20 protein-coding genes and 1 pseudogene are annotated in these 23,416 nt (G+C 72.2%); 15 read left to right on the forward strand and 6 right to left on the reverse strand.

All coding sequences use genetic code 11. The annotated features are described in order from the left end of the window. Nucleotides 1-5 precede the first annotated feature (5 nt). The 7 genes from IPN03_07430 to IPN03_07460 all read left to right on the forward strand — a co-directional run bounded on the left by IPN03_07430 (nucleotide 6) and on the right by IPN03_07460 (nucleotide 8,212). Nucleotides 6-908 carry an NADH-quinone oxidoreductase subunit H gene (locus tag IPN03_07430; protein ID MBK9373558.1) on the forward strand — a complete coding sequence of 301 codons (903 nt, stop codon included), beginning with the start codon at nucleotides 6-8 and terminating at the stop codon, nucleotides 906-908. 4 nt (nucleotides 909-912) lie between these two features. Next, entirely contained in the window at nucleotides 913-1,554 is a 642-nt protein-coding gene (locus tag IPN03_07435) for a hydrogenase (GenBank protein MBK9373559.1), read from the forward strand. A 16-nt stretch (nucleotides 1,555-1,570) separates the two neighbouring features. Then, nucleotides 1,571-3,004, forward strand: a complete 1,434-nt coding sequence (locus IPN03_07440) for a hydrogenase (protein ID MBK9373560.1) — start codon at nucleotides 1,571-1,573, stop codon at nucleotides 3,002-3,004. Beyond that, on the forward strand, nucleotides 3,001-4,527 hold the full coding sequence (locus IPN03_07445; GenBank protein MBK9373561.1) for an NADH-quinone oxidoreductase subunit C: 1,527 nt from the start codon (nucleotides 3,001-3,003) through the stop codon (nucleotides 4,525-4,527). Before IPN03_07440 ends, IPN03_07445 begins: the two co-directional genes overlap by 4 nt. Before the next feature lie 10 nt (nucleotides 4,528-4,537). After that, on the forward strand, nucleotides 4,538-5,323 hold the full coding sequence (locus IPN03_07450; protein MBK9373562.1) for a hydrogenase: 786 nt from the start codon (nucleotides 4,538-4,540) through the stop codon (nucleotides 5,321-5,323). A 16-nt stretch (nucleotides 5,324-5,339) separates the two neighbouring features. Further along, on the forward strand, nucleotides 5,340-5,708 hold the full coding sequence (locus IPN03_07455) for a hydrogenase maturation nickel metallochaperone HypA (GenBank protein ID MBK9373563.1): 369 nt from the start codon (nucleotides 5,340-5,342) through the stop codon (nucleotides 5,706-5,708). A gap of 83 nt (nucleotides 5,709-5,791) precedes the next feature. Continuing rightward, nucleotides 5,792-8,212, forward strand: coding sequence for a serine/threonine protein kinase (locus IPN03_07460; GenBank protein ID MBK9373564.1), 2,421 nt, complete (start codon nucleotides 5,792-5,794; stop codon nucleotides 8,210-8,212). Nucleotides 8,213-8,236: 24 nt separating this feature from the next. On the opposite strand, the gene IPN03_07465 is transcribed toward IPN03_07460, so the two are convergent. The 3 genes and pseudogenes from IPN03_07465 to selB all read right to left on the reverse strand — a co-directional run bounded on the left by IPN03_07465 (nucleotide 8,237) and on the right by selB (nucleotide 13,643). Beyond that, nucleotides 8,237-9,184, reverse strand: a complete 948-nt coding sequence (locus IPN03_07465; GenBank protein ID MBK9373565.1) for a metallophosphoesterase — start codon at nucleotides 9,182-9,184, stop codon at nucleotides 8,237-8,239. Nucleotides 9,185-9,336: 152 nt separating this feature from the next. Beyond that, nucleotides 9,337-11,698 (reverse strand): annotated as a pseudogene (hypF, locus tag IPN03_07470) (carbamoyltransferase HypF). 34 nt (nucleotides 11,699-11,732) lie between these two features. Then, the gene (gene selB / locus IPN03_07475) at nucleotides 11,733-13,643 is read right to left on the reverse strand and encodes a selenocysteine-specific translation elongation factor (protein MBK9373566.1); all 1,911 of its coding nucleotides are present in this window, start codon (nucleotides 13,641-13,643) and stop codon (nucleotides 11,733-11,735) included. A 47-nt stretch (nucleotides 13,644-13,690) separates the two neighbouring features. On the opposite strand from selB, the gene IPN03_07480 reads away from it, so the two are divergent. Next, on the forward strand, nucleotides 13,691-14,476 hold the full coding sequence (locus IPN03_07480; protein MBK9373567.1) for a hypothetical protein: 786 nt from the start codon (nucleotides 13,691-13,693) through the stop codon (nucleotides 14,474-14,476). A gap of 74 nt (nucleotides 14,477-14,550) precedes the next feature. Here IPN03_07480 and IPN03_07485 read toward each other — a convergent pair whose 3' ends face one another. Beyond that, entirely contained in the window at nucleotides 14,551-16,128 is a 1,578-nt protein-coding gene (locus IPN03_07485) for an FAD-dependent monooxygenase (protein MBK9373568.1), read from the reverse strand. A gap of 18 nt (nucleotides 16,129-16,146) precedes the next feature. On the opposite strand from IPN03_07485, the gene IPN03_07490 reads away from it, so the two are divergent. Continuing rightward, a complete protein-coding gene (locus IPN03_07490; protein MBK9373569.1) occupies nucleotides 16,147-16,713 on the forward strand; it encodes a class IV adenylate cyclase in 567 nt (188 codons plus the stop codon). Then, the gene (locus IPN03_07495; GenBank protein ID MBK9373570.1) at nucleotides 16,710-17,438 is read left to right on the forward strand and encodes an NTP transferase domain-containing protein; all 729 of its coding nucleotides are present in this window, start codon (nucleotides 16,710-16,712) and stop codon (nucleotides 17,436-17,438) included. Before IPN03_07490 ends, IPN03_07495 begins: the two co-directional genes overlap by 4 nt. 6 nt (nucleotides 17,439-17,444) lie before the next feature. Here the strand turns inward: IPN03_07495 and IPN03_07500 are convergent, their stop codons facing one another. Beyond that, nucleotides 17,445-18,050: a prepilin-type N-terminal cleavage/methylation domain-containing protein gene (locus IPN03_07500; protein ID MBK9373571.1), complete on the reverse strand. Its 606-nt coding sequence runs from the start codon at nucleotides 18,048-18,050 to the stop codon at nucleotides 17,445-17,447. 79 nt (nucleotides 18,051-18,129) lie between these two features. Further along, nucleotides 18,130-18,537: a helix-hairpin-helix domain-containing protein gene (locus tag IPN03_07505; protein MBK9373572.1), complete on the reverse strand. Its 408-nt coding sequence runs from the start codon at nucleotides 18,535-18,537 to the stop codon at nucleotides 18,130-18,132. 514 nt (nucleotides 18,538-19,051) lie between these two features. On the opposite strand from IPN03_07505, the gene IPN03_07510 reads away from it, so the two are divergent. From IPN03_07510 to IPN03_07530, 5 genes are all read left to right on the forward strand, one after another. Then, nucleotides 19,052-19,687: a response regulator transcription factor gene (locus tag IPN03_07510; GenBank protein ID MBK9373573.1), complete on the forward strand. Its 636-nt coding sequence runs from the start codon at nucleotides 19,052-19,054 to the stop codon at nucleotides 19,685-19,687. Nucleotides 19,688-19,952: 265 nt separating this feature from the next. Then, on the forward strand, nucleotides 19,953-20,804 hold the full coding sequence (locus IPN03_07515; GenBank protein ID MBK9373574.1) for a UbiA family prenyltransferase: 852 nt from the start codon (nucleotides 19,953-19,955) through the stop codon (nucleotides 20,802-20,804). 12 nt (nucleotides 20,805-20,816) lie between these two features. After that, nucleotides 20,817-21,476, forward strand: a complete 660-nt coding sequence (locus IPN03_07520) for a deoxynucleoside kinase (protein ID MBK9373575.1) — start codon at nucleotides 20,817-20,819, stop codon at nucleotides 21,474-21,476. Between the two features lie 159 nt (nucleotides 21,477-21,635). Beyond that, nucleotides 21,636-22,574, forward strand: coding sequence for a 3-methyl-2-oxobutanoate hydroxymethyltransferase (panB, locus tag IPN03_07525; GenBank protein MBK9373576.1), 939 nt, complete (start codon nucleotides 21,636-21,638; stop codon nucleotides 22,572-22,574). Continuing rightward, nucleotides 22,571-23,416 (forward strand): pantoate--beta-alanine ligase, encoded by an 846-nt coding sequence (locus IPN03_07530; protein MBK9373577.1) that lies wholly within the window; start codon nucleotides 22,571-22,573, stop codon nucleotides 23,414-23,416. The genes panB and IPN03_07530 overlap by 4 nt, the downstream gene beginning before the upstream one ends.

The raw sequence follows: 23,416 nt of genomic DNA on the forward strand, positions 1-23,416 counted from the left end.
ATCCGATGATCGACACGCTCGTCCACGTCCTCCTCGTCCTCGCGCTCCCGCCCCTCCTGCCGGGGGTGATCGCGAGAACGAAGGCGGCCTTCGCCGGCCGGAACGGCCCGCCCCTGCTCCAGGGCTACTACGACCTGGCCAGGCTCCTCCGGAAGGGGAGCGTCCTTCCCGCGGGCTCGGGGTGGGTCTTCCTCGCCGGCCCGGTCGCGGGCGTGGCGGCGCCCCTGTTCGCCTCGCTCCTCCTGCCGTTCGGCGGGCACTCGGCGCCGGTCTCCTTCGCGGGCGACATGATCCTCTTCGCCTACGTCCTCGCCCTCTCGCGCTTCTTCACGGCGACCGCGGCGCTCGACACGGGCTCCGCCTTCGAGGGAATGGGAGCCGCGCGCGAGGTCGCCTTCTCCTGCCTCGCCGAGCCCGCGCTCTTCTTCGGATTCGTGGCGCTCGCCCGGATCTCCGGGTCGCTCTCGCTCTCGACGATGCTCGGGACGGGGCCGGGGTGGGTGACGGCCGGAGCGCCGCTCGTCCTCGTCGCGGCGAGCTGGGCCGTCGTCCTCCTCGCCGAGAACTGCCGGATCCCCTTCGACGACCCGAACACCCACCTCGAGCTGACGATGATCCACGAGGTGATGGTCCTCGACCACGGCGGTCCCGCGTTCGGCCTCGTCCTCTACGGGGCGGCGATGAAGCTCTTCGTCCTCTCGGCCCTGTTTCTCAGGGTCGTCTTCCCGTTCAACGTGACCGACCCCCGCCTCGACTGGATCGCGTTCGTCGCCGGCATCCTCCTCGTCGCCATCTCGATCGGCGTCGTCGAGTCGGTCATGGCCCGCCTGAGGCTCGTGAAGGTGCCGCAGCTCCTCGTCGGAGCCTGCGTCCTCTCGGCCTTCGGCATGCTCCTCCTGGCGCGGTGATGCGATGACGCACCCGGTCGACATCCTCCTCGTCGTCGTCATCCTCCTGAACTTCCTCGTCCTCGGGACGCCGTCCCTCAGGATGACGATCCGCGGCGCCGCCCTCCAGGGGGCTGTCCTGGCGGTCCTTCCGCTCCTCGTGCACCGCGGTTTCGGCTGGCGGGTCGCGGCGATCGCGATCGCGACGATGGCGATCAAGGGGGTCCTGATCCCGGGCCTTCTCGAGAAGGCGATGCGCGACATCCACATCCGGCACGAGGTGGAGCCCTACGTCGGGTTCGTCCCGTCGCTGTTCCTCTGCGCCGTCGGAACGGGTCTCGCCATCCTCTTCGCCGGGAACCTCCCGCTCGCGCCCGAGCACGTCGGGACCCTCATCGTCCCCGCCTCCCTCGCGACGCTCCTCTCCGGCTTCCTCGTCCTGACGACGCGGCGCAAGGCCATCTCGCAGGTCGTCGGCTACCTGATCCTGGAGAACGGCATCTTCATCTTCGGCCAGCTCCTCATCGAGGCGATGCCCTTCCTCGTCGAGGCCGGGGTCCTCCTCGACCTCTTCGTCGGCATCTTCATCATGGGGATCGTCATCAACCACATCCGGCAGGAGTTCTCGTCGCTCGACACGGACCTCCTCTCGGAGCTGAAGGACTGACCGGGAGGAAGACGACGTGGAGATCGGTCTCGTCCTCCTCCCGCTCGCCGCCGCCGTCGTGGCCGCGGTCGTCCCCTCGCAGAGGGTCCGGCCGCTCGTCGTCCCGGTGGCGGCGTGCCTCCACCTCGCCCTCTTCGCCGCCATCCTCGCCGGCGGCGTCAGCTCCGGCCGCGGTGTCTGGCTGAGGCTCGACCCGCTCGCCACCGTCATCCTCGGGACGGTCAGCGTCCTCTTCCTCCTCATCGCCTTCTACGTGCCCGGGTATCTCGAGCTGCGCCCCGACCGCGACAACCGGGTCTTCTGCGCGGTCCTCCTCTTCTTCCTGGCGATGACCTCCCTCCTCGCGCTCGCCCAGCACCTCGGGCTCCTCTGGGTCGCCATGGAGGCGACGACGCTCGCCACGGCGCCGCTCCTCTACTTCAACAGGACGGCCCGGTCGCTCGAGGCGACCTGGAAGTACCTGATGATCGGGTCGGTCGGCATCGCCATCGCGCTCCTCGGCTCGCTCTTCCTCGCGTACTCCGCCCACCTCGGCGGGGGCGAGCCGTCGCTCCTGTTCGAGGACCTGCTCGCCGGGGCGGGCGCGTTCTCGCGGCCGTGGCTGCGCGCCGCGTTCGTCCTCCTCCTCGTCGGCTACGGGACGAAGATGGGCCTGGCGCCGCTCCACACCTGGAAGCCCGACGCCTACGGCGAGGCGCCCGGGCTCGTCGGCGCGCTCCTGGCCGGCGGGATGACGAACTGCGCGTTCCTCGCGCTCCTGCGCGTCTACCGCGTCGTGAACGCGGCGGGAGAGGGCGCCTTCGCCCGCGAGCTCCTCGTCTTCATGGGGCTCCTCTCCATCGGCCTGGCGGCCGTCTTCGTCGTGAGGCAGCGCGACATCAAGCGGATGCTCGCCTACTCGAGCGTCGAGCACGTCGGCATCCTCGTCCTCGGCATCGGCCTCGGCGGGATCGGCGTCTTCGGCGCCCTCCTCCACGCGATCAACAACGGCCTGACGAAGGGGATCCTCTTCCTGGCGGCGGGGAACATCCAGCGGGCGTACGGGAGCAAGAGCACCGACGAGATCTCGGGGGCCATCTCGCGCCTCCCCATCTCGGGGAGCCTCTTCCTCGTCGGCTTCTTCGCGATCACGGGCTCCCCGCCGTTCGGCCCGTTCGTCAGCGAGTTCACCATCGTGAACGCCGCGATCGGGGGAGGACACCCGGTCGCCGGAACGCTCTTTCTCGTCCTCCTCGGGGTCATCTTCATCGGGATGGGCTCGACCGTCCTCTCCGCCGTCCAGGGCCGGCCGGGGACCTCCTCGGCGGGGACACCGTACAAGGACGACCTGGCCCGGACCGCTCCGATCCTCGTCGCGGCCGCGCTCGTCCTCTTCCTCGGTCTCTACCTTCCCGCTCCTCTCGTGAGCCTCCTCGAACGAGCGTCGGCGGGCCTGGAGGCGCTGCCGTGACGGAGGGCGTCTTCACCCGCACGCGAAACGGGGCGGCGCTCCCCCTCTCGCGCGTCCCCGTCTCCGATTTCGATGCGTTCCGCGGCGCACTCCTCGGCGATCTCGCGGCCGGCCGCCGGCTCGTCTCCTTCTTCGCCACGCCGGAGGCGGGCGCGGCCGCGGCGCTCTGGGCGGTCGTCGCCGACGACGGCCCCGGGACGCTCGCCGTCGCGCGCACCGTCCTCGAAGACGACGGCTTCCCGTCGCTGACACCGGCGGCCCCGCAGGTCCACCTCTTCGAGAGGGAGATGGCCGAGCAGCTCGGCCTGAAGCCCCAGGGCCACCCGTGGCTCAAGCCGGTCCGCTACCGGCCGTCCTGGCGGGCGGGCCACGACGCGTGGGGGAGGCCGGAGGGCGAGCCGATCCTGCCCGCCGTCGGCGACTTCTTCCGCGTCGAGGGAGACGAGGTCCACGAGGTGGCCGTCGGCCCGGTCCACGCGGGGGTCATCGAGCCGGGGCACTTCCGCTTCCAGTGTCACGGCGAGCGCGTCTTCCACCTCGAGATCGCCCTCGGCTTTCAGCACCGCGGCGTCGAGGAGTCCCTCCTCGGCGGGCCCCACCGGCAGACCGTCGCGCGCATCGAAACCCTCGCCGGCGACACGACGATCGGCCACGCGACGGCTTATGCGCAGGCGCTGGAAGCGCTCTCGGGAACCTCCGTCCCGCCGCGGGCGCAGGCGATCCGCGGCATCGCGCTCGAGCTGGAGCGCCTCGCGAACCACACGGGCGACCTCGGCGCCCTCGCGGGAGACGTCGGGTTCCTGCCGACGGCCTCCTTCTGCGGGCGGCTCCGCGGCGACTTCCTCAACATGACCGCGCTCCTTTGCGGCAACCGTTTCGGCCGCGGCCTCGTCCGTCCCGGCGGGACGCTCGTCGACCTCGACGACGCGCTGGCCGCCGAGCTCGGGCGCCGGCTGGAAGAGACCATGAAGGACCTGCGCGGGGCGGCCGAGCTCCTCTTCGGGGCCGCGACCGTCCTGGCGCGGTTCGAAGGCACGGGCCGCGTCGATCCGGCGACGGCCGAATCGCTCGGCCTCGTCGGCCCCGCGGCGCGGGCGTGCGGCATCGACCAGGACGTCCGGCGCGACCACCCGACCGGGATCTACCGGTTCACGCACGTTCCCGTGATGACGGCCCACGACGGCGACGTGAACGCGCGCGCCTTCGTGCGCTGGCTCGAGGCGCAGCGCTCCCACGATTTCGTGAAGGCGCAGCTCGCCGCCCTCCCGAAGGGAACGATTCGCGCGCCGGAAAAGCCGATCCGGCCAGAGCACGTCGCCATCTCGCTCGTCGAGGGGTGGCGCGGCGAGATCGCGCACGTCGCCGTCACCGACGCCGAAGGGCGCTTCGCGCGCTACAAGGTCGTCGACCCGTCGTTTCACAACTGGATGGGCCTGGCGATGGCGCTGCGCAACGAAGAGATCTCCGACTTCCCTCTCTCCAACAAGAGCTTCAACCTCTCCTACTGCGGGCACGACCTGTGAGGAGGCCGGGATGATCAGGACCCTCCTCGCGCGGATGTCCCAGAAGCACCGGACGATCCTCTGGCCGGACGGCCCCGCTCCGGCGCTCGCCCAGCGTTACCGCGGCCTTCCGGCGATCGACACGGCCCGCTGCCCCGAGGGGTGCCGCGACTGCGCCAGCGTCTGCCCCACGGAGGCGATCTCGTTCGCCGGAGGAAAGCCGCAGCTCGACCTCGGCCGCTGCCTCTTCTGTCCCGAGTGCGAGGCGGCGTGCCCCGAGAAGGCGATCTCGTTCACGAGCGACTACCGGCTCTCGGTCCGCGCGCGCGACGACCTCCGCCTCGAGGGGGCGGCGCTGCCGCTCGCGAAGGCGCTCGATGCGAAGCTCCTCTCGCTCTTCGGCCGGTCGCTGAAGCTCCGGCAGGTGAGCGCGGGGGGGTGCAACGCCTGCGAGGCCGACGTGAACGTCCTCGGGACGATCGGCTGGGACCTCGGGCGCTTCGGCATCCAGGTCGTCGCCTCGCCGCGGCACGCGGACGGACTCCTGATCACCGGCCCCGTCACGAAGAACATGGAGCTCGCGCTGAAGAAGACGTGGGACGCCGTTCCGCCGCCGAAGATCGTCATCGCCGTCGGCGCCTGCGCGATCTCGGGCGGGCCCTACCACGACCGCCCCGAGCAGCTCGGAGGGGCCGCGGCCGTCGTTCCCGTCGACCTCTTCGTCCCGGGTTGTCCGCCCCACCCGCTCACGATCCTCGACGGTCTCCTCAGGCTCCTCGGAAGGCTCGAGGACGAGGGCCGGGTCCCGCCACGCTGATGCGAGGGACGTCCTGATGCACGAGCTCTCCCTCGTCGCCGACATCTACCGCACGGCCCGCAAGGCGGTCGACGACACCGGCGCCGGCCCGCACCGGATCGAGGTCGTCCGCCTCGCCGTCGGCGAGCTGGCCGCCGTGGAGCCCGATCTCCTCGTATTCGCCTGGGAAGCGGTGACGGCGGGGACGCCCGACGCAGGCTCCCGCCTCGACGTCGACTTCCGGCCCGCGAAGCAGACCTGCGCCGCCTGCGGCGTCATCCCCGAGCGCGCGGCCGGAACCTGGCTGCGCCTCTGCCCGCGCTGCCAGGGGCCGCTCGGGATCGAAGGGGGTGACGAGCTCGACGTTTTGAACGTGACGTTCGAGGAGCCGGACGCGCCGGGCTGACCCGCCCGGGGCGCGGCAGACGCCCGGTTCTGCTGCAGCCGCGCTTCGTCCGGTGACGCCACTCGGGTAGGCTCGGTCGCACCATGAGCGAGCCCGGCGGAGACGACAGCCCGTTCAGCAGAGCCGCGACCATGGACGCCGACGGCGTCCCCCCGCCCGCCGCGCCGGAGAAGCTCCCCGCGCAGATCGGCGGCTTCCCGATCCTGAGAAAGCTCGGCGAGGGCGGGATGGGGATCGTCTACGAGGCCGAGCAGCAGAGCCCGCGTCGCCGCGTCGCCTTGAAGGTGGTCCGCGGCGGCCAGTTCGTCGACGAGACCTACCTCCGGATGTTCCGCCGCGAGGCGGAGACGCTCGCGCGGCTCGTCCACCCGAACATCGCGGCGATCTACGAGGCGGGACGGACCGAGGACGGCCAGCACTTCTTCACGATGGAGCTCGTCGCCGGCGAGACGCTCGGTGCCCATGCGCGGAGCCGTCTCGGCGGCGAGAGCCCGGGACCCGACGCGCTCCGGGAACGGATGAGGCTCTTCGGGACGATCTGCCGCGCGGTGAACCACGCGCACCAGCGCGGAGTCATCCACCGCGACCTGAAGCCCTCGAACATCGTCGTGACCGAGTCGGGCGAGGTGAAGATCCTCGACTTCGGCCTCGCGCGGATCACCGACGCGGACGTCGCCGTCGGGACGGTGATGACCGAGCTCGGGAAGATCTGGGGGACGCTGCCGTACATGAGCCCGGAGCAGACACGGGGCGACAGCCGCGACATCGACTTCCGGTCGGACGTCTACTCCCTCGGCGTCGTCCTCTACGAGCTCCTGACGGGCAGCAAGCCCTACGACACGCAGACGGGCTCCCTCGTGCAGGCCATCCAGACGATCTGCGAGGCGCCGCCCCGGCCGCTGAAGGAAGCGGCGGGAGGGACGGCGATCGACGCCGACCTCCAGACGATCGTGGCCAAGGCGCTCGAGAAGGAACCGGACCAGAGGTACCAGACCGCGATGGCCCTCGCGGAGGACGTGGAGCGCTGGCTCGCGCGGCGGCCCATCCTCGCCCATCCGCCGAGCACCTTCTACCAGCTCCGCAAGCTCGCGGCCCGGCACAGGGGGAGCGTCGCGGCGGCCGGCGCGATCGCCGGGCTGCTCGTGGCCCTGGCCACGACGATGGTCGTGCAGGCCCAGCGCGTGAGGAAGGAGCGCGACCGCGCCACGGCCGAGGCGGCGAGGGCGGGCGCGATCAACGCCTTCCTCCAGGATGCGCTCGGCGCGGCCGACCCGTGGGGAAAGGGCTCGCGCAACGTGGCGCTGCTCGACGCCCTCAGGCAGGCGCAGGCGAAGGCGGAGACGGCGTTCCGGGGCCAGCCCCTCGTCCAGGCCGAGGTGCTCCAGACGATCGGCACCACGCTTTCGAACCTCGCGGAGTTCCCCGAGGCCGAGAAAGCGCTCCGGGCCTCGCTCGAACTGCGTGCGGCGGCGGCCGGGAGGAGGAGCGCGGAAGCCGGGGCGTCGTACAGCGGACTCGCGGGCCTCTACGAGGCGTGGCGAAAGTTCGACGAATCCGAGGCGAACGGTCGAGAGGCCGTCGCGATCACGCGCGACGTCTACGGGGCGGACAGCCTCGACGCGGCCGCCGCTCTCGGCGACCTCGCGACGGCCCTGCGCCGCAAGGGGAAGCTCCCGGAAGCCAAGGCGCTCGCCGAGGAGATGCTGCGTATCGCACGGGCGAACGGCGGCGCGAGGGGAAAGGCGAACGGACGGGGCGTCGAGCCCGGGCGGGTCGAGACGAACGCGCTCCGGAACCTCGGGAGCATCGCGGTCGAGAAGCGGGACGGGAAGACCGCCGAGACCCTCGCGCGCGAGCTGCTGTCGCTGCTCCGGGCGCGGCACCCGGCGGGGCACCCGGAGGTCGCGAACGCGCTGAACGATCTCGCCGCGGCGCAGGTCCTGAACGAGGACTTCGCGGGCGCGGAGAAGAACTACCTGGAAGCCGTGGAGATGGCGACCGCGCTCCTCGGGGCGGAGCACCCCGAGGTCGCCAGCATGCGCGAGAACCTCGGGGGCGTCTACCTGCGCAACGGCCGCCTCGACGAGACCGCGCGCATCCTCGAGGAGGTGCTCGCCATCCGGCGCAAGGCGCTCGGGGACGACTCGGAGCCGGTGGCGCGGACGCTCACGAACACGGCGTTCGTCTACATGAAGGCCGGCAACGACGGGGCCGCCGAGCGGACGTACCGGGAAGCCGTGGAGCGGCTGGGCAGGAAGCTCGGGCCCGAGCATGCCGACGTCGGCCTCGCGCTCGCGTGCATGGGAGACGTCCTGCGCAAGCGGGGCAAGTTCGGCGAGTCCGAGGCCACGCTGCGCCGCGCGCTCGACGTCCTCGTGAAGACGGGCGGCGAGGACGGCGGGATGACGCAGTGGACGCTCAAGGCGTTCGTCAACCTCTACACCGCGTGGGGCCGGCCGGCCCAGGCGGCGGCGTACACCGCGAGGCTGGCGCCCGCGAAGTAGAATAGAAAATCAAGACCTGACCCCCTACGGGGCCCGGAGAATCCGGACCTGGTCGCCCACGATCTCGAGGGCGGAGGACGGGCCTCCGTAGTGGCGCGACAAGCCGACGTCGATGCGCCAGACGCGCTCCGCGCAACCGGACGTGACCTGGTCCTTCTGCACGGTGTGGCCCACCACCATCCGCGACGCGCCGAGCTTCTCGAGAGCCTCTGCGAGGAGGCGGCAGTCGGCCTCGTCGGTGTCCTTCGAGTAGTGGCGGCTCCAGACGGGGCCGTCCGGGCCGAGAAGGAGATCCGGCGGGCAGGGTCGCTCCCCGCGAAGCCATTCCCTCGACTCCTGGTTGAGCCTTTCGACGCCGTACTCCGCCACCTGTGGCAGCACGCCCCCGTGGACGAAGACCGTGTTCCCGACGACGGCCACCACGTTCCGCGTGGCCAGGCGAAGGGCCTGGGGCCCCCCGGGCTTGAATGCCTTGATCCGCGCGAGTACCGCGGCAATGACGGTTTCCGGCGGGGCTCCAGCGAGACCCGGAACGGGCTTGTCGAGAAAATCCGCGAAGCCGTCCGGGGAGACGGAGCGGACGTCGCCCTTCACGTTCATGAACTCGTGGTTCCCGTTCAGCACGTGGACGGCGCCCCCGGCAGCCGCGGCCTCCCTCGCGAGGCGGTCGAAGAGGTCGAGGATCTCCGGCTCGTCGTCTCCGCGGTCGAGCTGGTCGCCCGTCTGCACGAGCACCAGGTCCCCGCCGATCCACCCGTCCCGCTCGTCGATCGCCCCGGCGAGACGCAGCACCCTCCGGGTCGCCTCGAGGTCGCCGTGGAGATCGCCGACCGCCACCAGGCGCCGCGGAGCCGGAAACCGCGTGGAGACGTCGAGCGCGCCCCGCACCGCAGGCCGCTCGACGGCCCCGCCGGCGCAGGCCGTCGCCAGGCAGACGACCCCCACGAGAACACCGAACCGTACAGATCTCATGACATCGATTCTAGATCCCTCCCTCCCCGATTCCCTTCAATCCCCCATTCCGTGCCAGGCATGAAGTCGTGTATTTCGAATGCCCCCGCTTGGTGCCACCCCCGCTTGGTGCCAGGCGTGAACTCGTGTATTACGGTTGCCGATGGGATCGGTCAGCCTCCGGCTGAGATGCGCGCCGCGGCGACCAGCACCTGCCCCAGCGCGATGCCGCCGTCGTTCGGCGGGACGAGGCGGTGTGCGAAGAGCTGGAAGCCGTCCGCGGCGAGACGCGCGCTCGCGCGCCCGAAGAGGAGGCGGTTCTGGAAGCAGCCCCCCGAGAGCGCCACGCGCGGCGCGCCGGCAAGGCGTGCCACGGCGGCGATGCCGTCGACGAGCGCGTTGTGGAAGCGGGCGGAACGGATCGCGACCCCGACGCCGCGTGCGCCGTCCTCGAGCAGGGCGAAGGCGAGCGGGCCCCAGTCGAGGGTCGCCGGGGCGCCGGAGACCGCGCTCGCGACGAGAGGGAACGGGTAGGCGCCCCGTTCCGAAGGGTCCGCGAGCGCCTCGAGCGCCATCGCGGCCTGCCCCTCGAAGCCGGCTCTCGGGTGGAGGCCGACGAGCGCCGCGACGGCGTCGAAGAGGCGGCCGGCGCTCGTCGTCATGGGACTGCGCGTGCCGGTGGCGAGCATCCGCGCCAGGAGCGTGCGCTCGGCGCCGGAGAACGACGCGACGGGGGAGAGATCGTCGCGGCCGAGAGCCGCCTCCCCGAAGAGCTCGAACAGGAGCGCGAGCGCGGCCCGGCGCGGCTCCTTCACGGCGGCGTCTCCTCCGGGGAGGCGGAAGGGGCGCAGGTGCGCGACGCGGGTGTAGCCCGCCGCATCGCCGAGGAGGAACTCGCCGCCCCACACCGTCCCGTCGGTCCCGTAGCCGGTCCCGTCCCACGTCACGCCGAGCGCCGGGCCCTCGACCCCGTTCTCCGCGAGGCAGGAGGCGAGGTGCGCGTGGTGGTGCTGGACGGGCACGAGGCGGAGGCGCCCCTCGCGCGCAGCCGCGAGGATCGCCGGCGGGAGCGGCCCCTCCGACTCGTCCCCCCGCCGCCGCGCGGCGCGCCCAGCGCGTCGAGAGGTAGTCGGGGTGGAGATCGTGTGCGATCGCGACGGGGGCTGCCTCCCAGAGGCGCAGGAGGTCGGCGACGACCCGCTCGAACGCGGCGAGCGCCTCGGGGGTCTCGAGGTCGCCGACGTGCTGCGAGAGGACGACCTCGCTTCCGATCCCGAGGCCGACGACGTTCTTCAGGTGCGCTCCGACGGCGAGGATCGGCGGCAGGTGCACGCGGACCGGGACGGGGAGGGGAGCGAACCCCCGCGCCCTGCGCAGGAGCTGCAGCGCGTCGCCGTGGAGCCATCCGACGCTGTCGTCCACGTGCCGCTCCACGGGGCGGTCGTGAACGAGAAAGAGGTCGGCGATCGAGCCGAGCCGCGCCACCGCCTCGCGTTCGTCCGTCGCGATCGGCTCGTCGGAAAGGTTGCCGCTCGTGGCGACGAGCGGGGCGTCGACCGCCGCGAGGAGGAGGTGGTGGAGCGGCGTGGAGGGGAGCATCACGCCGAGACGGGTCGACTCGGGCGCGACGTTCGGGGCGACGAGCGCGGTCGCGCCGTCCGGGCCGAGCCGCGGCAGGAGAAGGATCGGCGCCTCGGGCGAGAGGAGCCAGCGTTCGACGGCGCCCGAGACCTCGCAGAGGGCCCGGGCCGCCGCGACATCCCGCACCATGACTGCCAGCGGCTTCTCGCGCCGCACCTTCCCGGCGCGCAGTCGTGCGACGGCGTCTTCGTTGCGCGCGTCGCAGCAGAGGTGAAAGCCCCCGAGGCCCTTCACCGCGACGACGCGCCCGTCCAGGAGCGCGGCCGCCGCGCCCCGCAGCGCCTCGTCGTCGCGCGCGACGCCCTGGCCGATCCGGTTCCAGAGCGCGAGCCGCGGCCCGCAGGCGGGACACGCCGTCGGCTGCGCGTGGAAGCGCCGGTCGCGCGGCTCCTCGTACTCGCGGCGACAGGCGGCGCAGAGGGTGAAGCCGCGCATCGTCGTGTTCCGCCGGTCGTAAGGGAGCGCGCGGACGATGGTGAACCGCGGGCCGCAGTTCGTGCAGTTCAGGAACGGGTAGCGGTACCTGCGGTCGGCCGGGTCGTCCAGCTCGGCGAGGCAGTCGTCGCACGTCGCGAGGTCGGGGAGAACCGAGACGCTCTTCTCGCCCTCACCCGTGCTCATCCGTATCTCGAACGCCGTGAACCCCGCGGGCGCCAGCCACGTGACGGAGACGCTCCTCACCACGGCCCGTGGCGGCGCCTCGGCCGCGAGCCGGGTGCGGAACGCGTCGAGCGAGGCGGCATCGCCCTCCACCTCGACCTCCACGCCCCGCACGTCGTTGAGGACCCAGCCAGAGAGACCCAGCTGGGTCGCGAGACGGTAGACGAAGGGGCGGAAGCCGACCCCCTGGACCGCGCCTCTCACCTCGACGCGCAGCCGCCGGACTTCGCTCAGGCTCTCCCTCCTCCGGGCCTCGCTCCTCCGGGCCTCACTCCACGATCCGCGCGTCGCCGACGCGCCGCGTCCGGCGCTTGCGATCGAGGTACTCGAGGAGCGGGATGAGGTATTTCCGCGAGAGGCCGAGGAGGTCGCGGAAATCACCGACGCTCATCGTCCTGCCCTTCTCTGCCGCGACCTTCTCCTCGATCCCGGCCAGGAAGGCGGAGTGGGCGATGATCTCGGGCGAGAGGCGCACGAGCGCCCCGCTCTTGATGAGGTGCTGCACGAGGCCGGCGACGACCTGCGTCTTCGTCCCGAGCGCTTTGGCCAGGTCGAGGTTCCCGGGCGCCTCGAACCCCGCCGCGCGCCACGCCTCGTCGATCCGCTGCGCGAAGCCCCCCGCCTCGTCGGCGACACCCGTTGCGGCCGACCCGGGCGGCCCCGCCTGGTCGCCGGTGACGACGAGCCTCTTCGCGGCGGCCAGCGTCGCGAGCCACGCCTCCCCCGTCGCCTCGGGCAGCTCCCGGGCGATCTTGCCGAGGAGCTCGCGGCGGCCGACCAGGAGCGTCGGCACGCCCGCCTTGCGCCGCTCGGCGAAGAAGGCGTCGGCGCGCGTGGCCATCTCGATGGAGGCCGACGCGGCGACGGCGAGGAGCGGCGAGAGCCGCATCGCAGCGCCGTCGGAAACGAGCGCGTCCACGTGGGCGGCGGCGGCATCTTCGGAGATCCCGAGGCGCCGGCCGAGCGCAGCCACCTCGAGCCCCGCGGGCCCGGCCTCGGAGAGGAAGAGGGCGGCCACCGCGTGGTCGTCGTCTCCGCAGAGGACGGCCACGGAAGAGCCGCGCAGGGGCGCACGACGGCGGACCCGCGGGCGCGCGGTGTCGAGGACGCGTCCCCCTCCGATCGTCTCCTGCGGCGACGGCCGCCGGAGAACGAAGCGGTCTCCCCGGCGCGCGGCGACCGGCTCGCGGCAGGAGAGCTGCGCGACGGCGCGGCTCCCCTGCGGCATGGCTTCGGGCGGGGCGTCTCCCTGCGCGATGAGGTGGAGCCTCGCCGGGACGTCGGCCGTCCCGGTGTGGAACCGGACGGCGAGCCCGTCCTCGAACGGCTCCTCGAGTCCGCCGAGGGACGTGAGGTCGACGGTCAGGAGCGTCGCGGGATCGACGGTACCGGGGGCGACGAGGCACATCCCGCGCGCCAGGTCGGCGGTCTCGACCCCGGCGAGGTTCAGGCTCGTCCGCTCGCCCGCCTCGGCGACGGGGCGCTCCCCGCCGTGGACCTCCACGCGTCGCACGCGCAGCTCGCGCCCCTCGGGGAGGAGCAGCAGCCGGTCTTCCGGCCGGACGCGACCGGAGTCCAGCGTCCCGGTGACGACCGGGCCGAAGCCCTTCATCGAGAAGGCCCGGTCGACCCAGAGGCGCGCCGGACGTGCTGCGGGATCGCGGAGTACCGCCCTCGCCGCCGCGGCCGAGAGGGCGGCCTTCAGGTCGTCGAGGCCCTGTCCGGTGACGGCCGAGACGGCGACGAGCTCGGCGTCCTCGAGGAACGTCTCGCTGACCAGCTCGCGCATCTCGGCCTCGACGACGGCGCCCGTCTCCTCGTCCACGAGGTCCGCCTTCGTCCGCACGAGGACGCCGCACTTCACGTCGAGGAGCGTGAGGATGGCGAGGTGCTCGCGCGTCTGCGGCATGACCGAGTCGTCGGAGGCGACGACGAGGAGCGCGACGTCGATGCCCGCCGCGCCGGCGACCATCGTCCTCACGAACTTCTCGTGCCCCGGGACGTCCACGAAGGAGAAGACCGTTCCGCCCCACTCCGCGTGGGCGAAGCCGAGGTCGATCGTGATCCCGCGCGCCTTCTCCTCCGGGAGGCGGTCCGGGTCGGTCCCGGTCAGCGCCCTCACGAGCGCGCTCTTGCCGTGGTCGATGTGCCCTGCGGTGCCGACGAGAACGCGCGCCATACCCGGAGTATCCGGGATCGCGGCCCGGGTGGCATCATTCGCCGTTCATGAAGACGACGACGACCCGGCCGATGTCGACCGAAGAGCGGACCGCGCTCGAAGGCCACCTGAACCCCGCCCCTGCCGGGTCGCCCAGCCGCGTCATGGGCCTCTTCATGGGCGTGCCGATCGGCTTCACGGCCCTGATCGTCCTGAACCTCGCCCTCCCGGGCCCGGCCTTCCTCCGCGTCCTTCTCGCGGTGGCGGTCGGCGCCGGGGCGGCCTGGCTCTTCGGCCGGTGGATGGCCCAGAGGCACAGGGAGATGTTCCGGCCCGTTCCCGAGGTCGAGGACGTCCTCCGCCGGGACCTCGCCGACGGGCAGGTGGAAGTCCGGCGCTACGAGGCGGAAGCCGTCGTGAAAGCGACCGCGGACCGGTCGCGCTTCGTCTCCGCGACCTACTTCGTCAAGCTCGCGGACGGCTCCGTCGCCCTCCTCGTCGGCCCGCACCTCGAGGAGGCCGAGTTCCGGGGAGAGTTTCCCGCCACCGCTTTCGAGATCGCCTCCGGCGCGTCGAGCCACTACGTTCTCTCGGTGAAGAAGACGGGTGACAGGCTCGCTCCCGTGAAGACCCGCGCGCCGCTCTCGGACGCGGAGTGGGAGGAGATCGGAGACGACGACGACGAGAGCGTCCCTCTCGGGTGGGCCGAGATCGTCGAGCGGGCCGACCGCAATCCGCTCACCCGCGAGACGCTCCAGAAGCAGGCGGAGGAGCGCGCCGCCGTCGACAAGGAGCTGGACGAGATCCTCGCCGCCCAGACCCCGCCCCCGGCCGACCCGATCCGGCCGAAGTAGTCCCCCTCAGTACTCGGGTCCCGACACCGGCCGCGCGTCGGAAGCGGGCGGCGTCTCTCCGGCCAGCCGGGACCTCACGGCGCGCGCCACGCGCAGGCCGTCGAGGGAGGCCGAGACGATCCCCCCGCGAAGCCGGCGCCTTCCCCGGCGGGGAAGAGGCCCGGCAGCGACGGCGACTCGCACGCCTCGTTCCGCTCGATCCGGATCGGCGACGACGTCCGCGACTCCGGGGCGATCAGGACCGCCTCCTCCGAGACGAAGCCGCGCATCTTCCTGTCGAAGAAGCGGAGCGCCTCGGCGAGCGCTTCCAGGTACGCGGCGGGGTAGACCGCGTCGAGGCGGCTCGGGACGCAGGCCGGCGTGTAGGTCCCGCGCGGGAGCGCCCGCGGCGCGCGGCCCGAGAGGAAGTCGGTGACGCGGATCGCCGGGGCCGCGTACGTCCCGCCGCCGGCTGCGAAGGCGGCCCGCTCGACGCGCCGCTGGAACGCGACGCCGCGGAAGACCTCGGGCCCCTCCTCCGCCGCGAAGTCGGCGGGGTGCGTCTGGACGACCAGCCCCGCGTTCGCGAAGCCCGAGCCGCGCTTGTAGCGCGACATCCCGTTCGTCACGACGCCGCCCGCCTCCGACGAGCAGGCGATCACCTCGCCGCCGGGGCACATGCAGAACGTGTAGACGCCGCGGCCTCCGGAGGTCTGCGCCGTCATCTTGTAGTCGGCCGGCATCACGCCGCAGGAGGAGGCGAGGCGCCCGTACTGGATCAGGTCGACCTCGTCCTGCGGGTGCTCGATCCTCACGCCCATCGCGAACGCCTTCGCCGACATGGCGAGGCCTCGGGCGTGGAGGCGTTCCACCGTGTCGCGGGCCGAGTGGCCCAGAGCGAAGATCGCCGCGTCGCACGGGATCTCCTCGCCGCCCGCGAGGACGAGGGCCCGGAGCGGACCGGACGCGCCGTCGCGGAGGACGTCGACCACCTTCGCCCGGTAGCGCATCTCGGCGCCGTGGTCGAGGAGGTGCCTGCGGATGTTGCGCAGGACGACGACGAGCCGGTCCGTCCCGATGTGCGGCTTGCCGTCGTAGAGGATCGTGTCGGGCGCGCCGAAGCGGTGGAGCGTCTCGAGGACGACGGCGATCTTGTCGTGCCGCTTTCCGCACGTCAGCTTGCCGTCGCTGAAGGTTCCCGCGCCCCCCTCGCCGAACTGGACGTTCGACTCCGGGTCGAAGTCGCCGGACTTCCAGAAGCGCATCACCGACCGGTAGCGCTCCTCCGCGGCGTCCCCCCTCTCGAGAACGACCAGGGAGATGCCCGCGTCGGCGAGGGCGAGCGCCGCGAAGAGCCCTGCCGGGCCCGTTCCGACGACGGCCACGCGCGCCGTCCTCTCGAGCGGCGGCAGGAGCAGTTCCGGGGCGCGCGGCGGTGGCGCGGGCTCGAGGGAGAGCGGCGGCTCGGGCGGTGCGGCGGGCGCGCCGGCGAGCGTCAGCTCGACCGCGTACTCGTAGACGAGGTCGGGTCGCTTTCGCGCGTCGAGCGAGCGGCGTACGACCGTCAGGTCGGCGATCGCGTCGGGCCCAAGGCCGAGGAGGCGGGCGACGAGGGCCTCGTCCGGCGCCTTCGGGGCGCGGACCCTCACCCCGGAAAGGCGGTAGCGCGGCACAGTGGGTATTCTAGGGAGATGACGGACGGCCCTCTGGAGATCGAGGCGAAGTTCCGGGTCGAAGGGCGCGAGGCCCTGGAAGAGCGGCTCCGCGCGCTCGGCGCCACGCACGGCGAGCGCGAGGACGAGGTGAACCTCCTCCTCGACGACGACGACATGTCCCTGCGCGTCGGCGGGCGGGCTCTGCGGGTCCGCACGGTAGACGGCCTCGGCCTCCTCACCTTCAAGGGGCCGGCGTCGTTCGAAGGGGGAGTCAAGTCGCGGCTCGAGGTGGAGAGCGGCGTCGACGACCCGGGCGCCGTCCTCGCCATCCTCGACGCCCTCGGCTACCGGCCCCGCTTCCGCTACGAGAAGCGGCGGACGACGTGGCGTTTCGACGACCCGGCGCGGCCGCTCGTCGTCCTCGACGAGACGCCGCTCGGCCTCTTCGCCGAGATCGAGGGCGAGGCCGACACCGTCCGCGGCCTCGCGGGCGAGCTGGGCGTGCCCGAGAGCACCTTCCTCTGCGCCTCGTACTGGGGCCTCTGGCAGGCCGCCCGCGAGGCCGACCCCGCGCTGCCCCACGACATGCTCTTTCCCCGATGAGGGCGCTGGTCCCGGCGGCCGGGTTCGGCACGCGCTTCCGGCCCGCCACGCTCAGCACGCCGAAGCCGCTCCTCCCGCTCCTCGGCGTCCCGATCCTCGTCCGCCTCTTCCGGCACCTGCGCTCGGAAGGCGTCACGTCGGCCGTCGTGAACGCCCACCACCTCGCCGAGACGCTCATGGCGGCTGTCGGCGATGCGTGCGAGGGGATTCCCGTCGCCTGGTCGCCCGAGGACCCGATCCTCGGGACGGCGGGCGCGATCCGCTGCGCGGCCGAGCGAGGCCTCCTCGGCGACGAGCCGTTCCTCGTCGTCAACGGCGACCTCTTCACCACGCTCTCCTTCGCCCCGCTCCGGGCCGCCTTCGGTGCGCCCGGCGTCGTCTCCGCCCTCGGCGTCCTCCCCCACGAGGTGCCGGGCGAAACGGCGCTCTGGGGCGATGCGTCGGGCCGCCTCGTCTCGCTCGGAAACGAGCGGCCGTTCCCGGGGGCGACCGGCCCGTGGCTCTTCACCGGCCTCCAGCTCGCCGCGCCGGCGCTCGTCGGGAGGATCCCGCCCGGCGTCTCGGAGCTGGCGCGCGACGTCCTGCGCCCCTCGACCCAGAAAAGGGACGGCGCCTTCGCGCTCGTCCCGTACCGGGTTCCCGGGGACGGCCTCTGGTTCGACCTCGGCTCGCCGGCGAAGCTCGCGGCGGCCGAGAAGGCGATCGCCGCGGCGGGTCTCGCCTGACGCCGGTCACCAGATCCGGGTCCAGGTCTGCCGCGAGCCGACCCACTCGTAGATCCCGATCGTCGCGCTGCCCGGCGTGAGGCGGACGAGCGCCTGGCGGCTCTTGCCGTCGCCGAGCCAGACCGAGCCGGGCGAGCAGTCTCCGACCGGCGAGAAGCTCGCGATGTCGGAGCGGCCGAAGCGGATCGGGTCGGAGAGGTCGCCGACCGGGTTCCCCTTCGGGTCCCGGGCGAGGAAGCCTGGGATGAAGGCGACGGTCACCTTCGGCCACCGGCGCTTCACGGTGATGGGGCCGAAGACGAGCGGGTCTGCTCCGCTGTCGATGTCGTCGTTGCGCACGCCGTCACCGTCGCCGTCGTCGTGGATCTGGAGTGTCAGGTCGCCGTCCCGCGCGATCCACTTCACGCCCGAGTAGGCGTTGCGGAAGAGCGCGCGGCTGCGCGCCTGCGAGAAGACCGAGGCGATCTCGTGCGAAGCGGCGCGCAGCGAGGACATCCCGGCGTAGGCGTGGGCCGCCGCGGCCGTGAGGCCGGCGGTGAGCGAGAGGATGGCGAGCGTCGTCAGGAGCTCGAGGAGGGTGATTCCGCGGGCGGGGCGGCGAGGGCGGCGCACGTCGTCACCTGTCGGCGGGTCGCGAGGTCGGCGAAGCGGGCGCGGGCCGGGAGATCGCTCTCCCGGCCCGCGCGGCGCGTCACTTGCCGGTCTTCTCCGCGGGGGCGGGCGCCTTCGTCTTCGGCGCGGCCTTGGCGGTGGTCCCCTTCGACGAGACCTTCTCGGTCAGGGTCGTCGGGCCGGAGACGGCGACGTACGGCTTGAGCGTCGTGAACATCTTCTCGCCGATCCCAGCCACCTCCATCAGGTCCTCGGCGCGCTTGAAGGGGCCGTTCTTCTCGCGGTGGGCGATGATCTTCCCGGCCAGCGAAGGGCCGACGCGCGGCAGGCGGGCGAGCTCGTCGGCGGAGGCCTGGTTCACGTTGACGGTCTTCTTCGCCGGCGCGGGGGCGGCGGTGTCCGTGGCGTTCGCCGGAGAGGCGGCGGCGAGGAGGGCGACGACGCCGAGGGCGAGTGCGAACGTGCGGGCAGCGTTGCGAATGAACATGGTGTTCTCCTTCTTTCACTTCGGTGGGACTGCCCCGGGTCGGGGCGGTGGACGTTCGTGGCTTCGGTCGGTTTGTCTCTGCTTCGCTCGGGCGCTGGTGGCCGGCTAAGGTCTCTTCTGCATCCCGGCTCTCCCTTCGTTCTGGCTTTCGTTCGGTGATGCCGGGTCCATCGCAACGCGGGTGCCCGCCGACGCTGGAACTCTCTAAACAACTGAGAATGAGCATGTTGCCGGAACGCCACGGCGACGCGTAGCCCGTGACCCGACAGGTTTACCTGGCGACCGCGGGCCGACTCCAGGTCCCGAGGCCGCATCCCGGGCGGATCGCGGGTTTCCAGACGATTCCGGGTGGCGGTGACAGGAACTCCTGTCGCCCTTGCGATCCATGCCGACCCGGCTCGTCTCCGCGCTAACATGAGACGGTCTCGTACGTGCGGAGGTTTGGAGTGCCGACCGGGTTCCGGCGAAAGGGTAGGGAAGTCGCTGCACGCCCAGGCGGCGCGGGGAGCGGTGCGTGATCCGGCGTGGCCGGCCAGCGCTGCTCCTCCTCGAGAGCGATCCCTGGCGGCGCGAGAGCCTCGTCACCTTCCTCGCGGCCGAGGGCTTCGACGTGACGACGGAGGACGCGGCCGCCGAGCCCGAGCCCGAGTTCGTCCTGGTCGGCCTGGGCGACGAGCCCGGTTCCCCGACCGCCCGCATCGAGAGGATTCGCGCCCGGCACCCGGAGGCCAAGGTCGTCGCCTTCGTCCGCGAGGTGAACGCGCGGACGACGTTTCCCTGCCTGATGGCCGGCGTGAAGGGAATCCTGCCGCAGTCGGCCGGGGCCGCCGAGCTGCGGCACGCGATCCGCTGCATCCGCGAGGGGTCGCTCTGGACGCCGCGCGCCGTCCTCTCCGAGTGGGTCGAACGCGTCGCCCGGCTCGGGCTCTCCGCCGGCAACGCCTTCACCCGATCCGAGCAGCGGGTCCTCGAAGCCGTGCGCGAGGAGCTCTCGAACAAGGACATCGCCCGGCGGCTCGGCGTGACCGAGGCGACGGTGAAGTTCCACGTGGGGAAGCTCCTGAAGAAGACGGGCGCCGCGGACCGCCGCGAGCTGGCCCGCTTCGCGAGCGAGACGCTACCGGCCCTCGCCGGCGACCTCGATACCTAGACCTCGGTCTAGTCAGAGCTCGACTTCGGGCGAAACTCTGTCTCGACTATTTTCCGTCTGCTCCTAGACCGGAAGATCGTGGCCCGGCCGCCAAGCCGGAAGCATATTTCCGTCAGTCCCAGAGGCCCGGAGCCTCGCACTCCTCCGAAGGGACTCTCACTCCTCCGCACGGGGCGGTTGCGCGGGCCGGTGCAACCGCCCCCCTCTTTTTTTCGGAGGGGTTCCCCGACGTGCCCCAATTCAGACCGCTTACACTCCCCCGCCGATGCCGTCCCCGCGGGATTTCCTCTCCCTCGTCGTCTTCGCGCACACCGTCTTCGCGCTCCCGTTCGCGCTCCTGTCGGCGGTCCTCGCGGCGAACGGCGTGCCCCACGGGCGCACGCTCCTCTGGATCCTCGTCGCCATGGTGGGCGCCCGCTCGGCGGCGATGTCGTTCAACCGGATCGTCGATCGCCACATCGACGCGAGGAACCCGCGCACCGCGCGCCGCGAGATTCCCGCCGGGGTCGTCTCGCCCGCCGCCGCCGCCCTCTTCTGCGCCGGCTCGGCCGCGCTCTTCGTCCTCGCCGCCGCGCAGCTGAACCGCCTCTGCCTGGTCCTGTCGCCCGTCGCCCTCGCGATCGTCCTCGGCTACTCGTACGCCAAGCGGGTCACTTCGTTCGCGCACCTCTTGCTCGGTCTCGCGCTCGCCATCGCCCCGGTCGGGGCGTGGGTGGCCGTCACCGGCGCCTTCGCCCTCCCTCCCGTCCTCCTCGGCTTCGCGGTCCTCTTCTGGGTCGCCGGCTTCGACGTCATCTACAGCCTCCAGGACGAGGAGTTCGACCGGGCCGAGGGCCTCCGCTCCATCCCGGCGCGCTTCGGCGCCGCGCGGGCGCTCCAGATCGCCCGCCTCTTCCACGGGACGACGCTCGTCCTCCTCTACGCCGTCTTTCTCGCGGTCTCGGGCGGCTGGCTCTTCGGGGCGGCGGTCGTCGTGGCCGGCCTGTTCCTCGTCCGGCAGCACCGGCTCGTCTCCCCGGGCGACCTCTCCCGCGTAAACGCCGCCTTCTTCACCGCGAACGGATGGCTCTCGGTCGCCGTGTTCGTTCTCGGCGCGGCGGACGTCCTCCTGCGGTAACCTTCCGGCTCCGTGGGAGCTCCGAGCGCCGAGAAGTTTCCTCTCAGGCACATTGCGATCGAAGGACCGATCGGCGTCGGGAAGACCTCGCTCGCCGGGCTCCTCGCCAAGCGCTTCTCCGGCACGCAGGTCCTCGAGGACGTCAAGAACCCGTTCCTCGCCGACTTCTACGACGGGCGCAAGGGCGCGGCCTTCCAGACGCAGATCTACTTCCTGCTCTCGCGCTACGGCCAGCAGCAGGAGATCGCGCAGATGGACCTCTTCAAGGAGCTGGTCATCGCCGACTACACGTTCGCCAAGGACAAGATCTTCGCGAACCTGACGCTCAGCGACGAGGAGATGCGGCTCTACGAGAAGGTCTGGGCGCCGCTCTCCGAGGCGCTGCCGAAACCCGACCTCGTCATCCACCTCACGGCGAGCGTCGACACCTGCCTCTCGCGCATCAAGCAGCGCGGCCGGTCGTTCGAGAAGTCGATCACGGCCGACTACCTGAAGCAGCTCACCGAGGCCTACAACTACTTCTTCCACCACTACCGCGAGACCCCGCTTCTCGTCGTGGACACGAACCAGATAGACTTCGTGAAACGGAAGGAGGATCTGGAGGACCTGATCCGCCAGATCACCCGGCCGTTCCGCGGTACCCAGTTCTACGTGCCGCGCGGATCCCGCTAGGGACCGCGACGGCGGACACGGAAGGCGCGAGAAGGGCAGGACCCGGCGAAGCGGACGATCCCGGAAGGGACGGCCGACCCCCGCCGAGAGAAACGCTCTCCCGTTTGCCGCACGCGCGGGCACCCGCCCCGCTCGTCGCCTCCCGTGCGGGAGGTTGCCATGACGAAGGAACGGATCGCAGCGCTGGCGACGGGAGCCTCGAGCCCCGAGACGCCGGAGCCTGTGAAGGCGCCACGGCTCACCGCCCCCGGTCTTCTCGCGCTCAAGGGGCGCCGGAAGATCGCGGCGCTCACCGCCTACGACGCTCCGACGGCCGCGCTCCTCGACGCCGCGGGGGTCGACGTCCTCCTCGTCGGCGACTCCATCGAGATGGTCGTCTACGGCGCCGCCGACACGCTCGGCGCCACGCTCGACCGGATGGTCGCCCACGCGAAGGCCGTGTCGGGAGCGGCGAAGCGGGCGCTCGTCGTCGGCGACCTGCCGTACCTCACGTACCACACGACCCCCGAGGAGGCCGTGCGCAACGCGGCGCGCTTCGTCGTCGAGGGGGGCTGCCGGGCCGTGAAGCTCGAGGGCGGCGTCCAGCGCCTGCCGATGATCAAGGCGATCCTCTCGGCCGAGATCCCCGTCATGGGGCACCTCGGCCTGACGCCCCAGTCGGTGAACGCCCTCGGCGGCTTCAAGGTCCAGGGGCGGCGGGCCACGGAGGCGCGGCGCCTCCTCGACGAGGCGAAGAAGCTCGTCGACGCCGGCATCTTCGCCCTCGTCCTCGAGTGCGTTCCCGCCGACGTCGCCGCGCGGATCACGGAGGCGATTCCCGTCCCGACGATCGGCATCGGCGCCGGCGCCGGATGCGACGGGCAGATCCTCGTCTTCCACGACCTCGTCGGCCTCACGGTGCCGGGCGCCCGCACGCCCCGCTTCGTCCGGCGCTACGCCGACCTCGGCGCGCTCGTCCAGAAGGCCGCCGCCGCGTACGTCGCCGACGTGAGAGCTGGGAGCTTTCCCTCGGAAGCGGAATCCTTCGCGTCCGACCCTGTCGACCCGGCCGATGCCGCCGGGGTCGTCCTCTACGCCGCGGGAGCCCAGCGCCGGTGAAGACCGTCGCGAACGTCTTCGACCTCCGGAGCGCCCTCGCCGCCTGGCGCGAGAAGGGGCAGCGCATCGCGTTCGTCCCGACGATGGGGGCGCTCCACGCCGGCCACCTCGCCCTCGTCGATCACGCCCGCAAGTCCGCCGGGAAGGTCGTCGTCTCCATCTTCGTGAACCCGACGCAGTTCGGGCCCGGAGAAGACTTCGAACGCTACCCGCGCGACCTCGACGCCGATTCGGAGAAGCTCCGCGAGGCCGGGGCCGACCTCCTCTTCGCGCCGCCCGTCGACGTGATCTACCCGCCCGGCTTCGCCACCACCATCCACGTCGCCGGCGTCTCGGAGGGAATGGAAGGCGCACGCCGCCCCGGGCACTTCGACGGCGTCGCCACGGTCGTCGCCCGCCTGCTCTGTCTCGTCCTCCCCGACGTCGCCGTCTTCGGCCAGAAGGACGCCCAGCAGTGCGCCGTCGTGATGCGCCTCGTCGCGGACCTCGGCCTCCCGGTGGAGGTCCGGGTCGCCCCGACCGTCCGCGAGAGCGACGGCCTCGCGATGTCGTCGCGCAACGCCTACCTGTCGCCGGCCGAACGGAAGGCCGCCCCGGCCCTCTTCCGCGCCCTCCTCGTCGCCCAGCTCGTCCACGAGCTGGGGGAAAAGAAGGCCGAGAAGGTCCTCAAGGCGTTCCGGCTCGCCCTCGAGACCGAGCCCCTCGTCACCCTCGACTCCGCCGACCTCGTCGACGCCGCCACGATGCGGCCCGTCGAGAGGATCGACCGTTCCGTCCTCCTCGCCGTGGCCGTGAAGCTCGGCCGGACCCGTCTCATCGACAACGTCGTCTTCGGGGGGTGA

This window comes from Holophagales bacterium, from assembly GCA_016719485.1.
Classification (GTDB): Bacteria; Acidobacteriota; Thermoanaerobaculia; order UBA5066; family UBA5066; genus UBA5066.

Coding starts and splice junctions, on each gene's coding strand:
- IPN03_07515 (MBK9373574.1), top strand. CDS start 19,953: ATGCCGTCCCCGCGGGATTTCCTCTCCCTCGTCGTCTTCGCGCACACC.
- IPN03_07460 (MBK9373564.1), top strand. CDS start 5,792: ATGAGCGAGCCCGGCGGAGACGACAGCCCGTTCAGCAGAGCCGCGACC.
- IPN03_07495 (MBK9373570.1), top strand. CDS start 16,710: ATGAGGGCGCTGGTCCCGGCGGCCGGGTTCGGCACGCGCTTCCGGCCC.
- IPN03_07490 (MBK9373569.1), top strand. CDS start 16,147: ATGACGGACGGCCCTCTGGAGATCGAGGCGAAGTTCCGGGTCGAAGGG.
- IPN03_07450 (MBK9373562.1), top strand. CDS start 4,538: ATGATCAGGACCCTCCTCGCGCGGATGTCCCAGAAGCACCGGACGATC.
- IPN03_07505 (MBK9373572.1), bottom strand. CDS start 18,537: ATGTTCATTCGCAACGCTGCCCGCACGTTCGCACTCGCCCTCGGCGTC.
- IPN03_07430 (MBK9373558.1), top strand. CDS start 6: ATGATCGACACGCTCGTCCACGTCCTCCTCGTCCTCGCGCTCCCGCCC.
- selB (MBK9373566.1), bottom strand. CDS start 13,643: ATGGCGCGCGTTCTCGTCGGCACCGCAGGGCACATCGACCACGGCAAG.
- IPN03_07480 (MBK9373567.1), top strand. CDS start 13,691: ATGAAGACGACGACGACCCGGCCGATGTCGACCGAAGAGCGGACCGCG.
- IPN03_07455 (MBK9373563.1), top strand. CDS start 5,340: ATGCACGAGCTCTCCCTCGTCGCCGACATCTACCGCACGGCCCGCAAG.
- IPN03_07435 (MBK9373559.1), top strand. CDS start 913: ATGACGCACCCGGTCGACATCCTCCTCGTCGTCGTCATCCTCCTGAAC.
- panB (MBK9373576.1), top strand. CDS start 21,636: ATGACGAAGGAACGGATCGCAGCGCTGGCGACGGGAGCCTCGAGCCCC.
- IPN03_07465 (MBK9373565.1), bottom strand. CDS start 9,184: ATGAGATCTGTACGGTTCGGTGTTCTCGTGGGGGTCGTCTGCCTGGCG.